Origin of the sequence: Gelidibacter sediminis (assembly GCF_004364975.1) — a bacterium.
GTDB classification, from domain to species: Bacteria; Bacteroidota; Bacteroidia; order Flavobacteriales; family Flavobacteriaceae; genus Gelidibacter; species Gelidibacter sediminis.
Genome location: NZ_SOBW01000007.1, coordinates 12,470 through 32,383, shown reverse-complemented (window position 1 = coordinate 32,383; position 19,914 = coordinate 12,470). Strand labels below are relative to the sequence as shown.

At 37.2% G+C, this 19,914-nt stretch carries 16 protein-coding genes; 3 read left to right on the top strand and 13 right to left on the bottom strand.

Going from position 1 to position 19,914, the window contains the following annotated elements; translation table 11 throughout:
* Positions 1-109: 109 nt before the first annotated feature.
* From BXY82_RS00170 to BXY82_RS00125, 10 genes are all read right to left on the bottom strand, one after another.
* Positions 110-2,167: a DUF349 domain-containing protein gene (locus tag BXY82_RS00170; RefSeq protein ID WP_133756166.1), complete on the bottom strand. Its 2,058-nt coding sequence runs from the start codon at positions 2,165-2,167 to the stop codon at positions 110-112.
* A gap of 95 nt (positions 2,168-2,262) precedes the next feature.
* The gene (locus tag BXY82_RS00165; protein ID WP_133756165.1) at positions 2,263-2,994 is read right to left on the bottom strand and encodes a shikimate dehydrogenase family protein; all 732 of its coding nucleotides are present in this window, start codon (positions 2,992-2,994) and stop codon (positions 2,263-2,265) included.
* Positions 2,987-4,006: a DUF368 domain-containing protein gene (locus BXY82_RS00160; protein WP_133756164.1), complete on the bottom strand. Its 1,020-nt coding sequence runs from the start codon at positions 4,004-4,006 to the stop codon at positions 2,987-2,989. The genes BXY82_RS00165 and BXY82_RS00160 overlap by 8 nt, the downstream gene beginning before the upstream one ends.
* Positions 4,007-5,017 carry a DUF368 domain-containing protein gene (locus BXY82_RS00155; RefSeq protein ID WP_133756163.1) on the bottom strand — a complete coding sequence of 337 codons (1,011 nt, stop codon included), beginning with the start codon at positions 5,015-5,017 and terminating at the stop codon, positions 4,007-4,009. It lies immediately after the preceding gene.
* A gap of 40 nt (positions 5,018-5,057) precedes the next feature.
* Complete coding sequence (locus tag BXY82_RS00150) at positions 5,058-6,470, bottom strand: tetratricopeptide repeat protein (protein WP_133756162.1); 1,413 nt, start codon at positions 6,468-6,470, stop codon at positions 5,058-5,060.
* 163 nt (positions 6,471-6,633) lie between these two features.
* Complete coding sequence (locus tag BXY82_RS00145) at positions 6,634-7,821, bottom strand: aspartate aminotransferase family protein (protein ID WP_133756161.1); 1,188 nt, start codon at positions 7,819-7,821, stop codon at positions 6,634-6,636.
* A gap of 1 nt (position 7,822) precedes the next feature.
* Positions 7,823-9,565 carry an OstA-like protein gene (locus BXY82_RS00140; protein WP_243835641.1) on the bottom strand — a complete coding sequence of 581 codons (1,743 nt, stop codon included), beginning with the start codon at positions 9,563-9,565 and terminating at the stop codon, positions 7,823-7,825.
* A gap of 178 nt (positions 9,566-9,743) precedes the next feature.
* The gene (locus tag BXY82_RS00135; RefSeq protein ID WP_133756159.1) at positions 9,744-11,015 is read right to left on the bottom strand and encodes an adenylosuccinate synthase; all 1,272 of its coding nucleotides are present in this window, start codon (positions 11,013-11,015) and stop codon (positions 9,744-9,746) included.
* 2 nt (positions 11,016-11,017) lie between these two features.
* Positions 11,018-11,479 (bottom strand): Fur family transcriptional regulator, encoded by a 462-nt coding sequence (locus tag BXY82_RS00130; RefSeq protein WP_133756158.1) that lies wholly within the window; start codon positions 11,477-11,479, stop codon positions 11,018-11,020.
* A gap of 26 nt (positions 11,480-11,505) precedes the next feature.
* Positions 11,506-13,710, bottom strand: a complete 2,205-nt coding sequence (locus tag BXY82_RS00125) for a RelA/SpoT family protein (RefSeq protein WP_133756157.1) — start codon at positions 13,708-13,710, stop codon at positions 11,506-11,508.
* Positions 13,711-13,902: 192 nt separating this feature from the next.
* Here BXY82_RS00125 and BXY82_RS00120 point away from each other — a divergent pair, with 192 nt between their 5' ends.
* The 3 genes from BXY82_RS00120 to BXY82_RS00110 all read left to right on the top strand — a co-directional run bounded on the left by BXY82_RS00120 (position 13,903) and on the right by BXY82_RS00110 (position 17,056).
* Positions 13,903-15,165 (top strand): putative DNA modification/repair radical SAM protein, encoded by a 1,263-nt coding sequence (locus BXY82_RS00120; protein ID WP_133756156.1) that lies wholly within the window; start codon positions 13,903-13,905, stop codon positions 15,163-15,165.
* Entirely contained in the window at positions 15,166-15,945 is a 780-nt protein-coding gene (locus tag BXY82_RS00115; protein WP_133756155.1) for a TIGR03915 family putative DNA repair protein, read from the top strand. It begins immediately after the preceding gene.
* A 139-nt stretch (positions 15,946-16,084) separates the two neighbouring features.
* Positions 16,085-17,056: a hypothetical protein gene (locus tag BXY82_RS00110; protein ID WP_133756154.1), complete on the top strand. Its 972-nt coding sequence runs from the start codon at positions 16,085-16,087 to the stop codon at positions 17,054-17,056.
* Positions 17,057-17,111: 55 nt separating this feature from the next.
* On the opposite strand, the gene BXY82_RS00105 is transcribed toward BXY82_RS00110, so the two are convergent.
* The 3 genes from BXY82_RS00105 to BXY82_RS00095 all read right to left on the bottom strand — a co-directional run bounded on the left by BXY82_RS00105 (position 17,112) and on the right by BXY82_RS00095 (position 19,898).
* Positions 17,112-17,954 (bottom strand): SMP-30/gluconolactonase/LRE family protein, encoded by an 843-nt coding sequence (locus BXY82_RS00105; RefSeq protein ID WP_133756153.1) that lies wholly within the window; start codon positions 17,952-17,954, stop codon positions 17,112-17,114.
* A gap of 10 nt (positions 17,955-17,964) precedes the next feature.
* Positions 17,965-18,555 (bottom strand): hypothetical protein, encoded by a 591-nt coding sequence (locus BXY82_RS00100; protein ID WP_133756152.1) that lies wholly within the window; start codon positions 18,553-18,555, stop codon positions 17,965-17,967.
* 110 nt (positions 18,556-18,665) lie between these two features.
* Positions 18,666-19,898 (bottom strand): M48 family metallopeptidase, encoded by a 1,233-nt coding sequence (locus BXY82_RS00095; RefSeq protein ID WP_133756151.1) that lies wholly within the window; start codon positions 19,896-19,898, stop codon positions 18,666-18,668.
* Positions 19,899-19,914 lie beyond the last annotated feature (16 nt).

The following is a 19,914-nucleotide window of genomic DNA, read 5'->3' as shown; positions in this document are numbered from 1 at the left end:
TGATTTTTATAACCTTTTTTAATTTTCGTTCACAACAACTTTTCTCCATAAAAAAAGTCCGAACTTTCAATTAAGAGGTTCGGACATTTTAATTGACTATAATTTTAAATTAATACAATTCTTTCAGTTTTTTAAATTTTTCTTCCCAAACTGCTAAATTTTCCTTGTGGTTTTCAATGTTATTCAATACATCTTTTACCAATGGATTGGTTTCATCGATATTTGAGAAAAACTGCAGGTTATTTTCCAATTGATTAATCTCACCACGCACTTCATCAATTTTTTTACGGATAAAATGGTGTTCGTTATCTAACAATCGGGTGTCTTCCGGTTGTGATAGGTGCTCCAATTTATTTTCAAACTTAATCATTTCCACTTCAGATTTATCCATCTTTAAATTATTGAATAAGCCATCAATTGTTTTACCAAATTTACCTTCAATAAAACGTTTGTTTTGAGGCACAGGGCCAATAGCATTCCACTCTTCCGTTTTCTGTTTAATAGTCTCTAGGTCTGCTTCTGGTGTGCCACTTAATTGCAACTCTTTCAATTCTTCAAGCAGTTTGGTTTTTTTCTCAAAGGCTTCTACCTGACCTTTATTGGCGGCATTGCGTTCAGCATTCAACTTGTCAAAATAATGGTTGCAGGCGGCTTTAAATCGCTTCCAGATCTTGTCGCTATCCTTTCTAGGTACATGTCCAATTTCTTTCCATTCACTCTGAATTTTCTTCATCAATGGCGTAACAGTTTCAAAATCTTCACTGTCCTTATGGTCTTCAGCAATTTTTATCAATTCCAATTTCTTCTGTAAATTGGTATACTGATCTTTTTTTAGACCTTTATAAAATGAATTCTTCTTTTTATTGAATGTTCTAACTGCCGATTTAAATTTAGCCCAAGTAGCTTCATTAACCTTTATGGGGACTTTACCTGCATTGAAAAATTCAGTACGTAGGCCTTCAATAACTTTTATTTTGTTCTGCCAAGCTTGATGAGAACTTAAATCATCCTTGGCAATAGCCTCAATTTTAGCTATTATAGCTTCTTTTTTCTGTAGATTGGCTTCATGGGCTTTATCAACATCAGCATAATAGGCCTGTCTCTTGTCATGAATTGTTTTTGTGGCGTTGCTGAAACGTTCCCAAATGGCCTCTCTATGTTCTTTATCTACAGGGCCTAAATCTTCCTTCCACATTTTGTGTAACACTTGTAACTCTCTAAATGCTCGGGTTACATTGTCGTCTTTTGCTAACTCTTCAGCACGATCAATGATTTTTAATTTTTGATCGAGATTATGCTTAAAATCCATATCGCGTAAATCGCGGTTAAGATGCAAAAAGTCATAGAATATCTCTACATGATGATGGTAGGTATTCCATGCGTTGTTATATTTATCTCTAGGTATAGGACCAGCGTTACGCCATTCTTCCTGTAAATCTTTAAAATGCTTATAGGTAGTGTTGATGTTTTCTTCTACATTGATAAGTCCTTTGATATCTTCTATAATACGCAACCTGTTTTCTAGGTTGGCTTTTAGATTGGTTTCTAAGGTTTTGTAATAGGCATTAAGACTGTTTTTATAATCTTTGTAAAGCGCATTGAAGCGTTTTTTTAAGGGACTGGAATAAAAGAAATCAATCTCATTTCCGCCTTCACTTAAGAACTCTTCTTTCTTTTCGTCAAGAATTTCTGAAAACTTAGAGTTAAATTCAGACTTGATCTCATCAACATGAGATTTTATAGTTTGTACTTTTTTAGTCTTTAATAATGTTTCAAACTCATCAGCCAATTGTTCCATAGACATGGCGTGGTAGTCTTTATCCTCTATAGAATGCCGCTCAACATTGCCTTCATCTTCAGCGTCTTCTGCATTAGATTCTTCAATTTCATCTACATGCGCATCATTCTTTATAGATGTGGCAGCTTCAGAGTTGTTGGTTGTATCAGATGTAGCATTTTCACCTCTTTCTGTTGTATCTGCCGTTTCGGTAGTGTCAATGGTTTCAGAATGCTCTTCAACAGGCTGTACTGTTTCAGTTTCTTCACTTGGAGTACTCTCTTGTGTGCTTGCATCTTGGTTGTCAGCAACTGTTTCTGCAGTAGTGATAGCCTTGCTATTTAAATCCTCGTTTCCATCTGCATTGTGCAGGTTATCTTTCTCTGACATTGTCGTAATGATTAAAGTTCTTGCTGTTGTAAAAAGTAAATATACTAACAACCCCTTAGATTACAAAAGAGAAACTTGATTTTAGGGCAATTAGACTACTTGTTCCAAATTTGCCATGCTTTTTCAGCTTGATACTCCAACATTTTAGCACCGTTACAGGTAGTTGCACCCTTAAGTTCTCCACAAATTAGAAATTTTGTTTGGATAGGATTGTAGATTAAATCATAGAGTAAATGGTCTGGTGTGATGCCGTCGTATGGAATGTCTGGACATTGGTTTACATTTGGGTGTGTGCCTAGCGGGGTACAGTTAATGATAAGTGGATGATTTGTAATAATATGTTCAGTCAAATCCGTATATAAATATGTTACTTTAGGATGTGGTGTTCTTGAGACATAATTAAAACTGATCCCTAGAGTCTTCAAGGCATAAGCAATGGCTTTGGATGCGCCACCAGTGCCTAAAATGAGTGCCTTTTGATGGTGCGATTTTAGAAAAGGTTGGATAGATTTTTTAAAGCCGTAATAATCCGTGTTATAGCCTTTTGTTTTGCCTGACTTTAAAAACTTGATGGTGTTGACTGCACCAATATCTGAAGCCGTCTTGTGAAGTGTATCTAAATAGGGAACGACCTGTTCCTTGTATGGAATTGTGACATTTAATCCTCTAACATCATTGAGCTTCAAAATTTCAGGGAACTCTGCTATACTATCAATATCAAAGTTTACGTATGAGTACGGCAATTTTTCTTGCTCAAATTTCGATGTAAAATGAGCTCTTGAAAATGAATAGGCAATATTTTTACCTACGAGGCCAAATTTAGGCATCGACTTTTCTAGTTTTGTGTCCATACCATTCTAATGCTAATACAATTGCAATTCCTGCAACAATATACACAATTGCTAAATAAGTTTCGCTATGCAATTCAGGAATAAAACGCTCATAATTTGAAACGACTTTTTTCCCTGTAGAGTCAAAAATAAAATTACCATCTGCTGCCATTCTGTAGATTGTTTTTTTCCAAGGCCATACCACTCCTAAAGAGCCTACTATAAAACCGATAATGGAAGCGGTAGTAATGCTTTTATAATGTTTAAGGATATAGCTCAACATATGGGAAAAGGTGACCAACCCTGTTACAGAGCCCAATGTAAAGATGACTAAGACCTTTAGCAATCTTATCCGTGGCGAATTGTATAAAACACTAAAATCGCCTACAATAACTTCATAAAAAGTGTCAGAAAGCGCATTGACAGAGTCTACCAACAAGAGTACATAATTGCCTAATAATATGAGAATAAATGAGCCCGAGAATCCAGGTAAGGTCATTCCTGAAACGCTGATAATTCCGCAGAAGAATACAAACAACAGATTGTCGTTTTCCCTAGCCGGATCCAAAAAACTAATCCCTACACCTAGCACGGTACCAATTACACACGCCGTTACGGTCTTGTAGTTCCAGTCGTTAAAATCTTTATTGATATAATAAATAGAACCTATAATTAAGCCGAAAAAAAGGCTCCAGACATAGAGTTCCGAATGTATTAAAAAATAGTCAAGTACCTTAGATATACTGAAATAACTGATGATCATGCCTAAGAAGAGTAAACCTAAAAACTTACCGTTTACATAGTAGAAAAAACTTTTAAAACGACCGTTCAATAAGAGTTTGAATGCAGTTTTATTTACTTTTTGTAGTGAGTAAATAAACTCTTCATAAAATCCAGCCACAAAGGCAACCACACCACCAGATACGCCAGGAACTTTATTGGCAGCCCCCATGCCTAAGCCTTTAATGATAAGGAAAAGTCGATCTGTAAAGGTTCTGGTACTTTGCATTTATGATGTTTTGGAGCCTACTTTTTCAAGAATGAAGATAGTTAAAAATCCAACAATCATTAATCCAATTGCAAATATTAGTTGTGCATCCATTCCATTATTTATTTCGGAATATCTAAAGGGCGAGATGCTTTTTTCTGATATCATTTTAAAGGTATCAAAATCATTAATTTGCCGTTGATATACTTCTAAGGTTCCAAAATCAGTAATCTTTTTAATGGGCATTCTAATACCCGTTGTTTTTTCTAAAACGGTCAGCGTTTCTTTCCACGGCCAAATCTTGTTTAAAGATCCAAAAATAAATCCTGTAAGCACTGCCAGTGTAGTGTTCTTATAATTATTGAACAGCCATTTTAAAATTCGGCTAAAACTTAGCAAGCCAATCACTGCACCAAGGGCGAAAATGGCTATTCTTTTAAAGTCGAAAGCGTGCAAGGCATCACTAAGCGTTTTATAGGCGCCTAAAATGACGAGTATGAACGACCCTGAAATACCTGGTAAAATCATGGCGCAAATGGCCAAAGCCCCAGCAAAAAACAAAAATATTGAGCTGTCATTGTTTGCCATGGAGGGAAGGGTAGTGATGTAGAAAGCCACTAGAGTACCAAAGACTAAAGCTACTATGGTGCCTAAATGCCATCTTTGTATTTGCTTGCCAACAAAGAAGATACTCGCTACAATCAGCCCAAAAAAGAACGACCAAATCAGGACTGGATGTTGTTCAATTAAAAACTTAGCAAGTCTCATAAACGACACAAAACTGATGATAATTCCAGTTAATAATGCGAGTAAAAAATTGCCGTTTAACTGGGTCCAAAAAACAGCAAAACCACTCTTTCTCAAGGTTTTTAACAAGTCTAAATTAACTCCACTAATGGTGGTAATCAGTTCTTCATAAATGCCAGAAATAAAGGCGATGGTGCCACCAGAAACTCCTGGCACGGCATCTGCCGCACCCATTGCAATTCCTTTAAGTGAAATGAATAGGTAATCTGAAAAGCGTCTTTGCATTTTTAAATTTTACAGATAAGAACCGTAAATATAAATAAATTTACTTGGAGGTTTTTTTGGAATTCGAAATAATATTGACCACCATTTGATGGCCTGCAATTAACGGGAACAATTCCTGAATGATAAAGCTGTAATCTTCACTAAGTAACAATCCGTTTTTGAGGTGGTATTGTCCTTTCTCATTTTCCAATAATGTAAAATAGATGCCCGCTAATCGATACTCGATTTCAGCCGTTTCGGGATAGAATTCGGCTGCTTGAATGAGGTTGAGGGCTGATGCTTCATATTCGCCTAAAGCAATAAGGGTGTCAGTTCTGGCCAGCCATGTGTCCAGCTCATAGTTGCCAAGATCCAAGGTTTTTTTATAGCCGCGTTCTGCTTCTTCAATGAAATTTAACCGCTGATTAATCTGTGCATACAGTTTCCAATACCGCACGTTGTCAGCATCAATATTGATAGCCTTATTGATATAATAAAGGGCTTTATGATAATCATTCTTTTTATTATAAAATCTGGTGATGGAAATCCAGCCTTTATCCAATAATGGATCTTCATGAACGGTTTTGAAATAATACTGCACAGCCAGGTCATCTGAACCTAATTTTTCATAACAATTACCTATTCGCAACAATGCAAATGAAGTTGGATCATCTAAGGCTAAGGTGACGTTGTAATTTTCAATCGCTTCTTCATATTTTTTCAATTTCTCTAAAACCTTACCCTTTTCTAGATAGGCGCCTACAAAGGTGTCATCTGAGATTATTGCAAATTCATAGGCAGATAATGATTTTGAATAATCTTTAAGTGCAAAATATTGCTTGCCAAGTTGATGCCAAGCCACCTCACAATATGGGTTTTTATCCAAATATTGATTCAGAAAATCGATAGCCTCATCATTTAGATCTAAAAATTCGAAACAATAGATAATATTATAGAGAGCGGAGTAATCTTCCATGTCCAATTCCAAACACTTAATAAAGTAGTTTTTGGCATTTTCAAATTGATCCATAAAGAGATATTCCATCCCGATTAAGGCATACAAGTCAGCATCTTCTTCATCAGCATCGGAAAGTTTTAAAGCAATTTTAAGCGTGTCAATTGCTTTTTCATGTTGATCACGCTTGGATAAAATACTTGCTTTTTGAATGTAAATTTCTTCATTGGATGGCTCAAGAATATACAATTCATCCAATAATTTTTCAGCTTGCGGTAATTTGTCCTCAAGAATATAAATCTCAACTTGAAAAAGCCTTAAAACAATGGAAGAGGGATGCTGCTCCAGTCCTAGTTTGATGGCTTTTTTTGCAAGTGCAATGCGGCCATTTTCAAAATAGAATTGAATAATGTTTTCAAACTCACTGGAATCGAAAAATAAGACATTGTTGGTCTTAAGCATCGATTCAAATTTTGTTAGCGAATAATTATTGTCGTCGTCATGTTGACTGAACTCCATAAGCACATTGTATTGTTCGTTGAAATAAATGTAACGTTATCATTAGAGAAATGTGATTAATAAGCCGAATGTTTTCAACAAATTAATTAACAGCACTCCTGGTTTATAGGTTGTAATTGCAATAAAAGTCTTAGCCTATCAAGGGTTTAAACGATATTCAGACTTAAAATTTTGCAGAAATATCATCTAAAATGTCGAGAATTATTCCGCAACCTTCAATAATTTCCTCCTCAGTAATGGTTAAAGGCGGCGTTAATCGGATGGCTTTTTGTTCAAAAAGGAGCCAAAAAAGGATTAATCCCTTGCCTTGTGCCTTTAAAATAAGCTCTGTGGCAATTTCTGCTGATGGGGTTATAGCCGCAAGCATTAATCCACGTCCTCTAATCTCTGTAATCAAAGGGTGTACCAAAAGAGATCTGAAAAGCACTTCTTTTTCTAGGGCATCAGCCATCAAATTGCTTTCGGTAATTTCCTTAACCGTTGCAAGTGCAGCTGCGGCTATTACAGGGTGGCCGCCAAAAGTAGTAATATGACCTAATTTGGGAAACTCCTGTAAGGTCTGCATCATTGATCTGGAGGCTGTAAAAGCACCTATTGGCATCCCGCCGCCAAGGCCTTTTCCGGTTACCAAAATATCTGGAATACAATTATAATGTTCAAAGCCAAAAAGCTTGCCTGTACGTCCGATGCCTGGTTGGACTTCATCTAAAATGAGTAAAGCGCCAACTTCATCACAACGTGTTCTTACCTTAGTTAAATAATTAGCATGTGGCTCGATAAATCCTGCACCACCTTGAATTGTTTCTAAAATGACCGCTGCCGTTTTATAGGTAATTTGCTTTAAATCTTCAGTATTGTTAAACGTGATAAAATTTACATCTGGAATCAATGGGCGGAACGCTTGTTTGCGTTCTTCATAACCCATCACACTCATTGAGCCCATAGTATTGCCGTGGTAGGCATGATGTGCAGCAATAATTTGGCTTCTGCCGGTGGCACGACGCGCTAGCTTTAAAGCGCCTTCAATAGCTTCAGTGCCTGAGTTGACTAAATACGTGCATTCTAAAGATTTTGGTAAATTGTCCGCTAAAATTTTAGCCAATTCCACAGCTGGTTCTTGAATATATTCGCCATACACCATCACGTGCATGTATTTGTCTAATTGATCTTTGATAGCCTTGACCACTTTAGGATGTCTATGGCCTAAACTGCAGGCCGAAACGCCCGCGACAAAATCGAGATAAGCTTTATTATTGGTGTCGTAAACATAACAGCCCTCAGCGTGGGATACTTCCATTGCTAAAGGATGAGGAGTGGTTTGTGCTTGATAAAGTAAAAAATCGCTCGTCATATCAATTGTCCTTTTTCTTTGGTGATTGCACCGGTTTTACTTTAGATGAATCGGCTTTGTTAAGCGCTTCCTTTGGAATGTTACGCGACGCTTTTTGAGACGTATTCTTTTTTGCATCCTTTGGCGTGGCATCTTCTACACGTTGCAATAGGGCGTCGTCAAAAAAATCTTCTTGGGGTACATAGTCACCCAAACCTTTTATTATCGGTAATATCAAGGGCGGATCTTCACTAAATAAATCTTCCACGCTCTTTGGCCGTTCTTTTTCACGCCAATCAAAACCTCGCATCTTTCTTGCGTTTTCAGGGAATTTCGACTCCGGATAAATGTCGCCATCCACTTGGTCTATCAAGGTAATTATTTTGTAACCTTCTATAATCTTCAGATTTATCTTCCCTGATTTTGATTTATTTATACCAATTAATTCCTGATTGTCATCTCGTGAATAATTGATGACTTCAGCATTTTTAATGATGTCCACATTATAAAGATCGTTGTCCTTAAACAAACCGATAAGTCTTAGACCTTTAATTTGATTATAACCGTCGCCAAGTGTGTCTTTGCTAATTAAAAAAGCATCGTTAAAAACGACTAAGGAATCGAGCTGCTCCGTTTCAGGATTTGAAATCAGATGAATCGTATCTCCGGTCATTTGATTGTCCAAGTTCCAGAGGATGGGCCTTCGCTTGGTGGTAAACGCATCAGTATTTGAAAATTGCTTTAAATTGATGAGTTGTGTTAGTCCTGTTTTATGGTCGGCGTGAATGGAATCTGCTTTCCCACTCAAATCACTTTTAAATATTTTGGCATTGTAATAGGCTCTCGTGATCCGATGTTCCGGTTTACCGGTAACCATTAAGGTGTCACTATGCATGTAAATGGAATCCTTCTCCTGAACGGTAATCGCCAAAGCCCGCTTCGTGATAAATACAGAATCTTTTGCGCGCCAAATCTCCGCATAGTGGCCACGTGCAACGCTATTGTTAATCGTGTCTGTTACTTTAATATTGTTGGTGGCAGAGGCAAAACTGATTTTTCTATCAAAATACATACTGTCACCTTCAAAAATCCGATTCTGATAATTGATTTTCGAGTTCTTTACAAAATAACCAGTGTCATTATTAGTGTCATAAAACCCACGCTCTGCATAAATAGTGTTGTTTTCGCCAACAATTGTTGACGGACCATATAAATAAGCATGGCCAGTTTCTGTATAAAAATCGAGCTGATTGGTGTTTAATGTGTACTGTGGATTTATCAATACGACATCTTGAACAAATTGGTACTTTTTGGCATTCATATAATAACGACCAATTTGGCTGGTAATGGTGCCTGAGGTGTCTCTGACTACTTTACCTTTGTTTTGGTAATATGCCTGTTGTTTGACGCGGTCAAAATGAAGTGTATCCGTCGTTAAAACCGATTGTGGTTCAGTAAGAATAACATCTCCACTTGCAAATGCCAGTTGGGTCTTGCCACTATATTCCGCATACTTTGCGGTCATTGTAATGGTGTCTCCTTGTTGCATGACTACATTACTGTAGGCTTCAATAAAGTCTTCTTTTTCGTAATAAACGGCTTGATCGCAATACAGGTTGATCCCTTCATGTGTAAAGTGGACTTGTTGTGTGTTGTCTCGGGTAAAAACAGAAACCCCAGGGCCTCTTAAACTGTCGGAGTCGACAAAACCAGCATATTCTACTCGAATTTTCCTTAGCTTCTCTGTTTGTGCTGTAGCAGACAAAGTGAAGCAAAAAAATAGGACTATAAAAAGGTATAATGCTCTCAATGTGTGACAAATGATTTTCAAAAGTAACTCTTTAATTTAAGCATTATTTTGCATTAACATAAGTTTATGTGCCGCTAAATGAAGAAAATAAACGAACCTGATCAAGGTAAATGAACAGGTTCGTTAAGAATAATTATCTAATAATGGTCTGTTTTCTATCCGGGCCAACAGAGACAATAGTAATTGGTGTTTCGAGCTCTTTTTCCAAAAACTCAATATAGTCTACTAAAGGTTGTGGCATATCCGCAGCGTCAGTCATCCCAGTCAAATCCTCATTCCATCCTTTAAAATCGGTGTAAATAGGCGTGAGATGTTCTGGATCAATACTGTATGGAAAATGCTGAATTTCTTCCCCTTTATATTTGTAAGCCGTACATACTTTTAAGGTTTTAAAGCCTGAAAGCACATCGCCTTTCATCATAATTAATTTGGTAACGCCATTTACTTGGCAAGCATAACGTAAGGCTACTAAATCTAACCATCCACATCTGCGTGAACGTCCGGTAGTAGCGCCAAATTCATTACCTACGCGGCCCATTGTTTCTCCATCTTCATCAAATAATTCGGTAGGGAAGGGTCCTGAACCAACACGCGTGGTGTACGCTTTAAAGATTCCGTAAACATCGCCTATTTTATTCGGTGCAATGCCTAATCCTGTACAAGCGCCAGCAGCTGTGGTGTTGGATGAGGTTACAAATGGATAGGTTCCAAAATCAATATCCAATAAAGAACCTTGAGCGCCTTCTGCCAAAATAGACTTGCCGTCTTTTTGAGCCTGGTGCAAATACTCTTCAGAATCAATAAAGGTCAACGATCTTAGGACTTCAATCGATTTGAAAAATTCATTTTCAAGCTCTTGCAAATCATATTGTATATCTACATTGTAAAACGCAATCATCGCTTCGTGCTTATCAGCTAATGCGCGGTATTTATCTTTCCAATCAGCCATTTCTACATCGCCAACTCTAATACCGTTTCTGCCAGTTTTGTCCATATATGTTGGACCAATTCCTTTAAGTGTTGAGCCAATTTTAGCTTTTCCCTTCGAAGCTTCACTCGCCGCATCAAGCAAACGGTGTGTTGGCAAAATGATATGTGCTTTACGCGATATCAATAAAGATTTTTTATAATCGACACCTTGCTCTGCGAGTTTGTCCAACTCTTTATTGAAAATGACAGGATCAATTACGACACCATTACCAACTAAGTTAATAGTACCTTCATGGAAGATTCCTGAAGGGATGGTGTGTAGCACGTGCTTTTTGCCGTTAAACACCAAGGTGTGTCCTGCATTGGGACCGCCTTGAAAACGTGCTATAATGTTGTAATTTGAGGTCAGGACATCGACAATTTTTCCTTTGCCTTCGTCACCCCATTGTAATCCTAGTAGTAAATCTACTGCCATTTTTAAGATTCTTTAGGTTGTTCGTTTTTTGTTCCGTAAAAGTAAAGTGAGTGGTTGGAGATGGAAATATCAAAAACTTCTTCAATCGTTTTTTTGATGGATTGGATCCTAGGATCACAGAATTCGATAACTTCTCCGGTATCTGTTAGGATAACGTGGTCGTGTTGCTTGTCAAAATAAGACTTTTCATAATGCGCCTGATTCTGACCAAATTGATGCTTGCGTACTAATGCACATTCCAACAATAATTCAATAGTATTGTAAAGCGTTGCACGGCTCACGCGATAGTTTTTATTTTTCATTTTGATGTAGAGAGACTCGATATCAAAATGTTCTTCACTATCATAAATTTCTTGTAGAATAGCATAGCGCTCAGGAGTTTTACGGTGCCCTTTACTTTCCAAAAATGTGGTAAACACGTTTTTAACTATTTCCTGATTGTTATGTTTTGTTTTTGCACTCATAATTTACGTTGGCAAATTTACACTATTTAAACTCTTGTCACCTTATCAATCCCGTTAATTTTTTTTAGATTTTCCATGAGTTTTTTAAGCATGGTGCTATTCTTGACAATGACGTTGATTTTACCAGAAAATATACCGTCATCACTTTGAAAGCTAATACTTTTCATGTTAACATGCATGTTATTGGATATTACTTTAGTGATATTATTTACCAAGCCCATATTGTCAATACCAGACAAGGTTATTTGAGCTGCAAACTCTTGCTGTGAGGAATCGATCCACTTGGCCTGCATAATTCTATAAGCATAATTGGATTGTAGACTTAAGGCATTTGGACAATTTTTTTTGTGAATTTTGATGCCCTCATTAATGGTTAGAAAACCAAACACTTCATCGCCTGGTATTGGGTTGCAGCAGGCTGAAAGTTTATAATCTAATTTTTCTTCTTCCTTCCCAAATACCAAGCTGTCATATTTGGCGGTTATTTCATCTTTATCAATATTTTGGACTACTGTTGGCTTACGGATTTTACTTTTAATATAACTCATAAACGCATTGCTGCGTGAGGATGCAAAATCCTTGAGCATGGAGTTGTCAATAGACCCAATACCCACACGATAAAACAGATCTAAACTTGTTTTAAGCTTAAAAAAGACCACCATTTCATTGATGGATTTTTCGTCTAAAACGATTTTAAGTTGCTTTAATTTACGTCTTAAAATTTCCTTGCCTTCTTCAGCAACTACTTTCTTTTCGTCCTTTAGAGAAGATTTAATTTTACTTCGTGCCCTTGCGGTTGTAGCGTAATCTAACCAGTTACTGTTTGGTCTAATGTTTTCAGAGGTTAAGATTTCAACTTGGTCGCCACTTTGCAATTCATGACTTAATGGAACTAATTTGCCATTAACTTTTGCTCCTCTGGTTTTCATGCCAATTTCTGTGTGGATGCTAAACGCAAAATCGAGTGGCGTAGCACCTTTAGGCAGAGATTTTAGATCTCCTTTTGGCGAGAAAACATAAATTTCTTTTGAATATAAGTTAAGTTTGAATTGCTCTACAAAGTCTACAGCGTTGGTCTCATTACTTTCCAATGCTTCCTGAAGTTTATCAATCCATGTATCTAAGGCGTCTTCAGCATTGCCTTGCTTGTATTTGTAATGAGCAGCATAACCCTTTTCAGCAATCTCATTCATGCGCTCACTTCTAATCTGAACTTCTACCCAGCGGCCTTTAGGGCCCATAACGGTAATGTGTAAGGCTTCATAACCTGTTGATTTAGGTGATGAGATCCAATCGCGCAACCGAATGGGGTTTGGGATAAAATGATCTGTTACAATGGAATATATCTTCCAAGCGAGAAACTTCTCATTGGCATAATCAGATTTATAGATAATCCTCACTGCAAATTTATCATAGACTTCATCAAAAGATACACCTTGTTTAAGCATTTTTCTTCTAATGGAGTAAATTGATTTTGGCCGCCCTTTAATGGAATAGCTGAGACCTTCCTTGTCTAAAGAGTCCACAATAACTTGAGAAAAGGCTTTAATGTAAGCATCTTGTTCTTCCTTACTGTCCTTTATTTTGTTGTGTATTTCATTATAGACTTCAGGCTCTGTGTATTTTAACCCTAAATCTTCTAATTCACTTTTAATATTGTAAAGACCAATTCTATGCGCCAAAGGTGCATAAATATATAAGGTTTCTGAAGCTATCTTTTCTTGCTTATCCGGACGCATGGAATCCATGGTCTGCATATTGTGGAGACGGTCCGCAATCTTAATGATTATAACCCGAACGTCATCATTGAGCGTCAATAGCATTTTCCTAAAATTCTCGGCTTGCGTAGAGACATCGGTCTCTTTGCTTAACGAGGATATTTTGGTCAGACCATCCACAATTCGCGCTACAGTTTTGCCAAAGTTTTGCTCAATGTAGTCTAATGAATAATCTGGGTTGTCTTCAACAACATCATGCAATAAAGCCGCAGCAATACAGGTAGCATCCAATCCAATTTCCTGGGCCACAATTTTTGCTACTGCAATAGGATGAAAAATATACGCTTCTCCTGATTTACGGCGCTGATCCTTATGCGCTTCCACAGCCACATCAAAAGCTCTCCTTATCAGTTTCTTATCGTCAACACTGAGCGTTTGGTAACTTACCTTGAGCAACTGTTTGTACGCTTTCGCAATAGCAGCATTTTCCTTTTCTATATCAACTTCAGTCATAAAATAAAAGTAAGACAAAGAAAGTAAAATGACAATGTTTTTAGGAAATTTTGAATGGTCTGGTTAAAGATTATGGGATTTACCAGTATATGAAGTTTTTAGGATAACCTTTACATCTAATTTGTTAAACGAAATGCCTTATTCAGTGTATTTTTATGCAAAATTTAGAACTATCAAATTCCATTTCCCTCTATGTCTTTTGAACGTACCCAAGAAAAATTAAAAATCCTTGCTGATGCCGCTAAATACGATGTGTCCTGTGCGTCTAGTGGCAGTAAGCGTAGCAATACTAGCAAAGGCTTGGGAGATGCCACAGGTATGGGCATTTGTCATTCGTACACTGAGGACGGTCGCTGTGTGTCCTTATTAAAAATTTTACTTACCAATTATTGTATTTTTGATTGTGCCTACTGCGTGACCAGAAAGAGTAACGACATAAAAAGAGCAGCATTTCAGGTGCAGGAAGTGGTAGATTTAACCATTAATTTCTACCGTAGAAATTATATAGAAGGCCTATTTTTAAGTTCTGGAATTTTTAAAAGTGCCGACTATACCATGGAACGTTTGGTGGCTGTAGCTAAAAAACTCCGTTTGGAAGAAAATTTTAATGGCTATATCCATTTAAAATCCATTCCTGGAGCTTCTGATGAATTGATGAAAGAAGCAGGTTTATATGCTGACCGATTGAGTGTAAATATTGAAATTCCAACGAAGGAAGGTTTGAAACTATTGGCACCGGAGAAGAATCGAGAGGATTTTATAAAGCCAATGGTCAAGGTTAAAAATGAGATTATTCAGCACAAATCTGAACGGAAGATCATTAAAAGTACTCCCAAATTTGCACCCGCAGGTCAGAGTACCCAAATGATTATCGGGGCCAGTGGAGAGAGTGATCAACAGATCATGTGGACTTCCAATTATTTTTATAAAAAATTCAATTTAAAGCGGGTGTATTATTCGGGATACATTCCTATTAGCTATGATTCCCGTTTACCGCAAATAGGAACTGATGTGCCCATGTTGCGAGAAAATAGATTGTACCAAACAGATTGGCTGATGCGTTTTTACGGTTTTGAAGTCCATGAGATATTAAATAGTGAGCATCAAAATCTCGATTTAGACGTGGATCCAAAGTTGGGATGGGCACTTCGAAATATGGAACATTTCCCGATTGATGTCAACAAAGCCGATAAATTCATGTTGGCACGTATTCCTGGTTTGGGCATGAAATCAGTCTACAAAATTTTGCAGGCGCGACAGTTTAGAAAGTTAAACTGGGAGCATCTGAAACGTATGGGGGTTGCTTTAAATAGAGCAAAATATTTTTTAGTGTGCGACTCTAGAGACTTTGAACGTCGTGATTTGACTTCCCCTCAATTAAAATCTATTATTTTACAGAATTCGACCAGTAAATATCATAAGGTACTGAGTCCGCAATTGAATTTATTTGGATAGATGTTGATTTCAGAAGAACATATTCTTAGTTATGACGGCACTTTTGATGGGTTCCTGACCGCCGTCTTTCAGGTATTTGAATTTAAATTAAAGACCGTTAGCTTTCAAAGACCAGAGAGCGTTCAAGAATCGCTGTTCGGAAATACTATTGAAATTGTTACCGATTTAGAAAAGGCCGATCGGGTGTGGAAAGGCATCAAAAGTAAAACAAGTGCAAGGGGAAGCTACAGATTGTATAGTTCATTTTTAAGTGAGCAGTCTGGGATTGAAATAGTATTGCTTGATTATATGCAACAGGCTTTTAAAAGTACCGTACCAATCGATTCAGACTTTTCCAATGCTACAGTTTTAAAACTCTCTCAGATCGCTAAAAGTGTCGGGCGTGAAAAGCATAGAATGGAGGCTTTTGTGCGATTCCGATTGACTAACGACGGGATCTATTTTGCCACAGTAGAACCTGATTTTGATGTGTTGCCCCTTATTTCCAAGCATTTTAAAAGCCGCTATGCGGATCAGAAATGGATTATTTACGATCTAAAGCGCGGTTACGGATTGTATTATGATTTGGAAAAAGTTGAAATCATGCAACTTGCATTACCAGATGGTTTTGATGCCACTAAAACCAATCGTGATTATTTTACCGCTTCAGAACTTGAATTTCAGACCTTGTGGCAAGATTACTTTGTAAGCACCAATATTAAGTCTCGAAAAAACCTAAAACTGCACGTCCAACATGTGCCGAAACGATATTGGAAATATTTGAGTGAAAAACTTCGATAATAGTTAAAGTTCATTCTTTTTTAACAACAATTCTAAGGTTGCCCTGAATTCTTAATGAATTTATCATCAATGGATGTAATCTATGCAGGGGATTATGGCTAACTTTGCGGGAATTATCAACTAATTTCCTTGGCAAGTTATGTCTCAAACACTTTATAATCCTTTTAATGACCTTATTTTTGATCCACATTTTTGCTTTCTTTCGGGCGCTTTAACGACTGAGAAAATGACGGTTTTTCCGCAATGGCTGATGGACCATTTTAAATTTGGTGATGAACGTATTGAAATGATGGATAAAGCAAAATCTTATACTTATGAAAATTTAGAATTGCCCTGCTCGCCTGAAGTTAAAGATGCATTTGAAGCGTTAGATATTAAAATCAAAGCGGCTTATGAACAAGGTTATGATGGAATGGCTAGACTTGATGAAGTCTTGATTTTTCAATGGACAGGCAGAATGGTGTATGGCTTATTATATTATGAAATGGTATATGAACGCGACCGTCTTCTTAAAAAGGGTGAGGAATTTAAGCTATCACCTGCTTTAAAAGAACGGTTTAGCAATTTCCATTTAATGCTTCAATCTGTCATAGAGCCAATATCATTCAAAGGAAAAAAACCGTGGAGTATTGTAGTGTTTCCTTTAAAATATTCGGCAGATATTTTTAGTTACCGTGATGATGCTATCAACTTGATGTTTTCTTTTGGAGTTAATAGCTTTGGATTTGTGGCTTGTCTGCAAGACAACGGTGTGCTTAAAGCGCGGCATAAGGAAGTTTTGGGGAAAATTGAAGGTCAGGTGTTGCATCCTGTACAGTTTGAAGAACTATACGCTAGATTTCACTACTCAGATTATATTTTGCAATACAGTCCTAAATATGATGTGGATTTCAACTCTGACGATGTCACTATAAGAGTTAAGGAAGAGAAGGAGCCAATTTTCGGACTTTGGAATGAGGATATTTATGCACAACTCCTGTCTAATTATTGGGGTGTTTATGGGATTACGAAAGATGATATCCTGCAATCGCAACGCCCAACTTTAAGCTTCTTGGAGAATCCGTACACTAAAGAATTTGTGAACCCAGAGGCCATAGCGCTTCCTTTTTAGAAATATCTTTTATTATAATATATTCCGTTGTATTATTTAGAAAATATGTGTTCAACTAGAGTCTGATCACTTCAATGTTCCCTTTGTCGGCTAATGTAACATATAGTGTCTTAAAATCAGGACTAAAGGTCAAATTAGAAGGTTTTTTCCCCATTAATTGGTATTCTTTTAATACTCGTCCTGTTGGAGAAAGGACAAGAATAGTGCCTTTATCATAACGCGTTACATAGAGATTTCCTTCACGGTCGCAGCGCATTCCGTCTAAGCCAAAGTCTGTAAAAGATATGAATTCTTCCTTGTTTTTGATCAGTCCATCATCACCTATATCATATACCCAAATTTTGCGTTGTACGGACTCATTAACATACAGGTTTTTGCCATCCGGACTCACCTCGATTCCATTTGTGGTGCCCATGTGGTCTTCTAATAATTCAAAACCATTTTCCTTTGTCACCTTCCACAGTTTTCCAGTACTATCTGCCCAATTTGGATCACTTGCATAAATGGTATTATTAGGGCCAATTGCAATATCATTAGGTTGATTGGCATTTGGCTCATGCGCAAAAACTTCAATATACTTTAAATCTATATCAATTTTCAAAATATTATGATTGACGTAGTCTGCCACAAACATGTCTTGATTTTCGCCAAACCGGATGCCATTTCCAATACTGCCATTGGGTAAGGTAACAAAAACAGCGCCTTCGCCCTCTGGGGTGACTTTGCCAATAGTACCTTGCATTTTATAATTGACAGCATAAAGATTACCTTGGTCATCTGTAGCAGGGCCCTCAATGCCTGAGGTAAAACTTCCTTCTGGAGTGAATTCTGTGCTGTGGTAACCGGTGGCGCAACCTAATAATATTATAAATAAGCAAAAGATTGAGATGTATTTCATTAAATATGTTCTAATTATTGTTGGCCGGGCTAATCATGATATGAGAGCGGTGGGTGTCAGCATCCATTAACCAGGGCATACCTGGTGCGCTAGGTTTGGTGGGCAAACCAGTTTCTGCGCCAGACATATAGGGTTTGTATAATACATATCTCATTTTGCTATTTTTTAGTTCGCCACTTTCAAAATCATAGTCTTCTTTGGTTGCCGTAACTATATACACCGCAGCAGGCTCCTGAGGCATCTTTAAGGTGCCAGCGTCAATATCTTTTTTTCGAAACTCGCGTTTTTCGACTTCATTTTTACCGCTATCGGCCAACTCACGACCTCTCGCCATAAAGGCTTCCAATTTGTCACTATAGCAGGATACGCTGACGCCCTTTCTTTTTGGGCTATTAGAAATACAAATTAAACCATTGTTGCCTTCCCGAAGGATAATGAGTTCGCCTTTATTATTATAGCCCAACACTTTTGCGCCATCTTTATACATTTCAGGACTGGCATATAACGCGGTTTTAATTTGACTTTCTGCTGATGGAATGTTAGTTTGGCCTATTGCAACTCCAAAACACGATATAAACGATAGCAACATTAGATTTTTCATAAGTTTCAAATTTAAAATGACTGCTTAAGTTACAAAACTTTTAAAAATAAAGGCCGCTTATTTGAGTAAAGCGTCACTATTAATAGTTTAGAACGGATTTGTTAAATTAATTACTTTCTCAAATTTCTGACACGTTCCAATAGTGTAGGGTGAGAATAATGCACCCAAACGTACGCCGGATGTGGCGTAAGGTTGCTCAAACTGTTTTTTGATAGCTTTTTTAATGAGCTCACCAATGGCTCGCTTTTGTAAGTATTTTTGGCATAATCGTCTGCTTGGTATTCAAACTTGCGTGAGAAATGATTCATTACAAACCCCGTTAGTTCTGAGATTGGCGAGTACAGTAATCCAAAAGCAATCAAACCGACATGAAAACTTGGTACTTCAACACCAAGCGCATAGGACAATAATGGATTAGAAATAAATATCGACAGAATATATAACGTGAGTCCCGTCAGTAATAAAGACGCAATCATGTTGAAGATAATGTGTTTTTTTTTGTAATGTCCAACTTCGTGCGCCAACACCGCTACTATTTCTTCATCTTGCAAATCGTTGATCAAGGTATCGTAAAGTGTTACGCGTTTTTCTCTACCAAAACCAGAAAAATAGGCATTGGCTTTGGTACTGCGTTTGGATCCATCAATGACAAAAATTTTGTCTAAATTAAAACCTACCGAGTTTGCATACGCCGAAATTTTTTCTCTTAAGTCTCCCGCTTCCAAAGGCGTTTGCTTATTAAATAATGGGACAATGAGTCGCGCGTAAAATAAATTGGCAAAAAGGCTAAACACCGCTACCAACGTCCATGCATAGAGCCAAAAATATGTTCCGGTTGCCTGGTAAAACATAATAATGATTGCCAGCAGGCCGCCACCTATTATTCCTAACATCAATAGTCCCTTTAGTTTATCTAGGAGGAATGTTTTTTTCGTGGTTTTGTTGAACCCAAATTTTTCCTCAATTACAAAGGTTTGATAAAATGAAAATGGCGTGGTGAGAAGGTCACTGCCCAACATGATAATTCCGAAGAAAATCAATGCAATAATAATGCTGTTGTCACTATAACTTCTCGCTATGGTGTCTACAAATTCAAAGCCATCAAACAGTAAAAACGACAAGGTCAATACCAATGAAAATGTTGAGGTAATTACTCCGAATTTATAATTAGTGGCTTTGTAGCGCTGTGATTTTTGGTAGGCTTCCTGATCATATACATCGGCCAACTCAGCTGGGATGGGATCATTAAAATGTTTGGCGTTTAAAGCATCCAATATTTTATGAACAATAAAATCAATGATAATAATAGTAATGATAATATAGAAAAGGACAGTAGCAGTCATGGTTATAGTTTTCAGT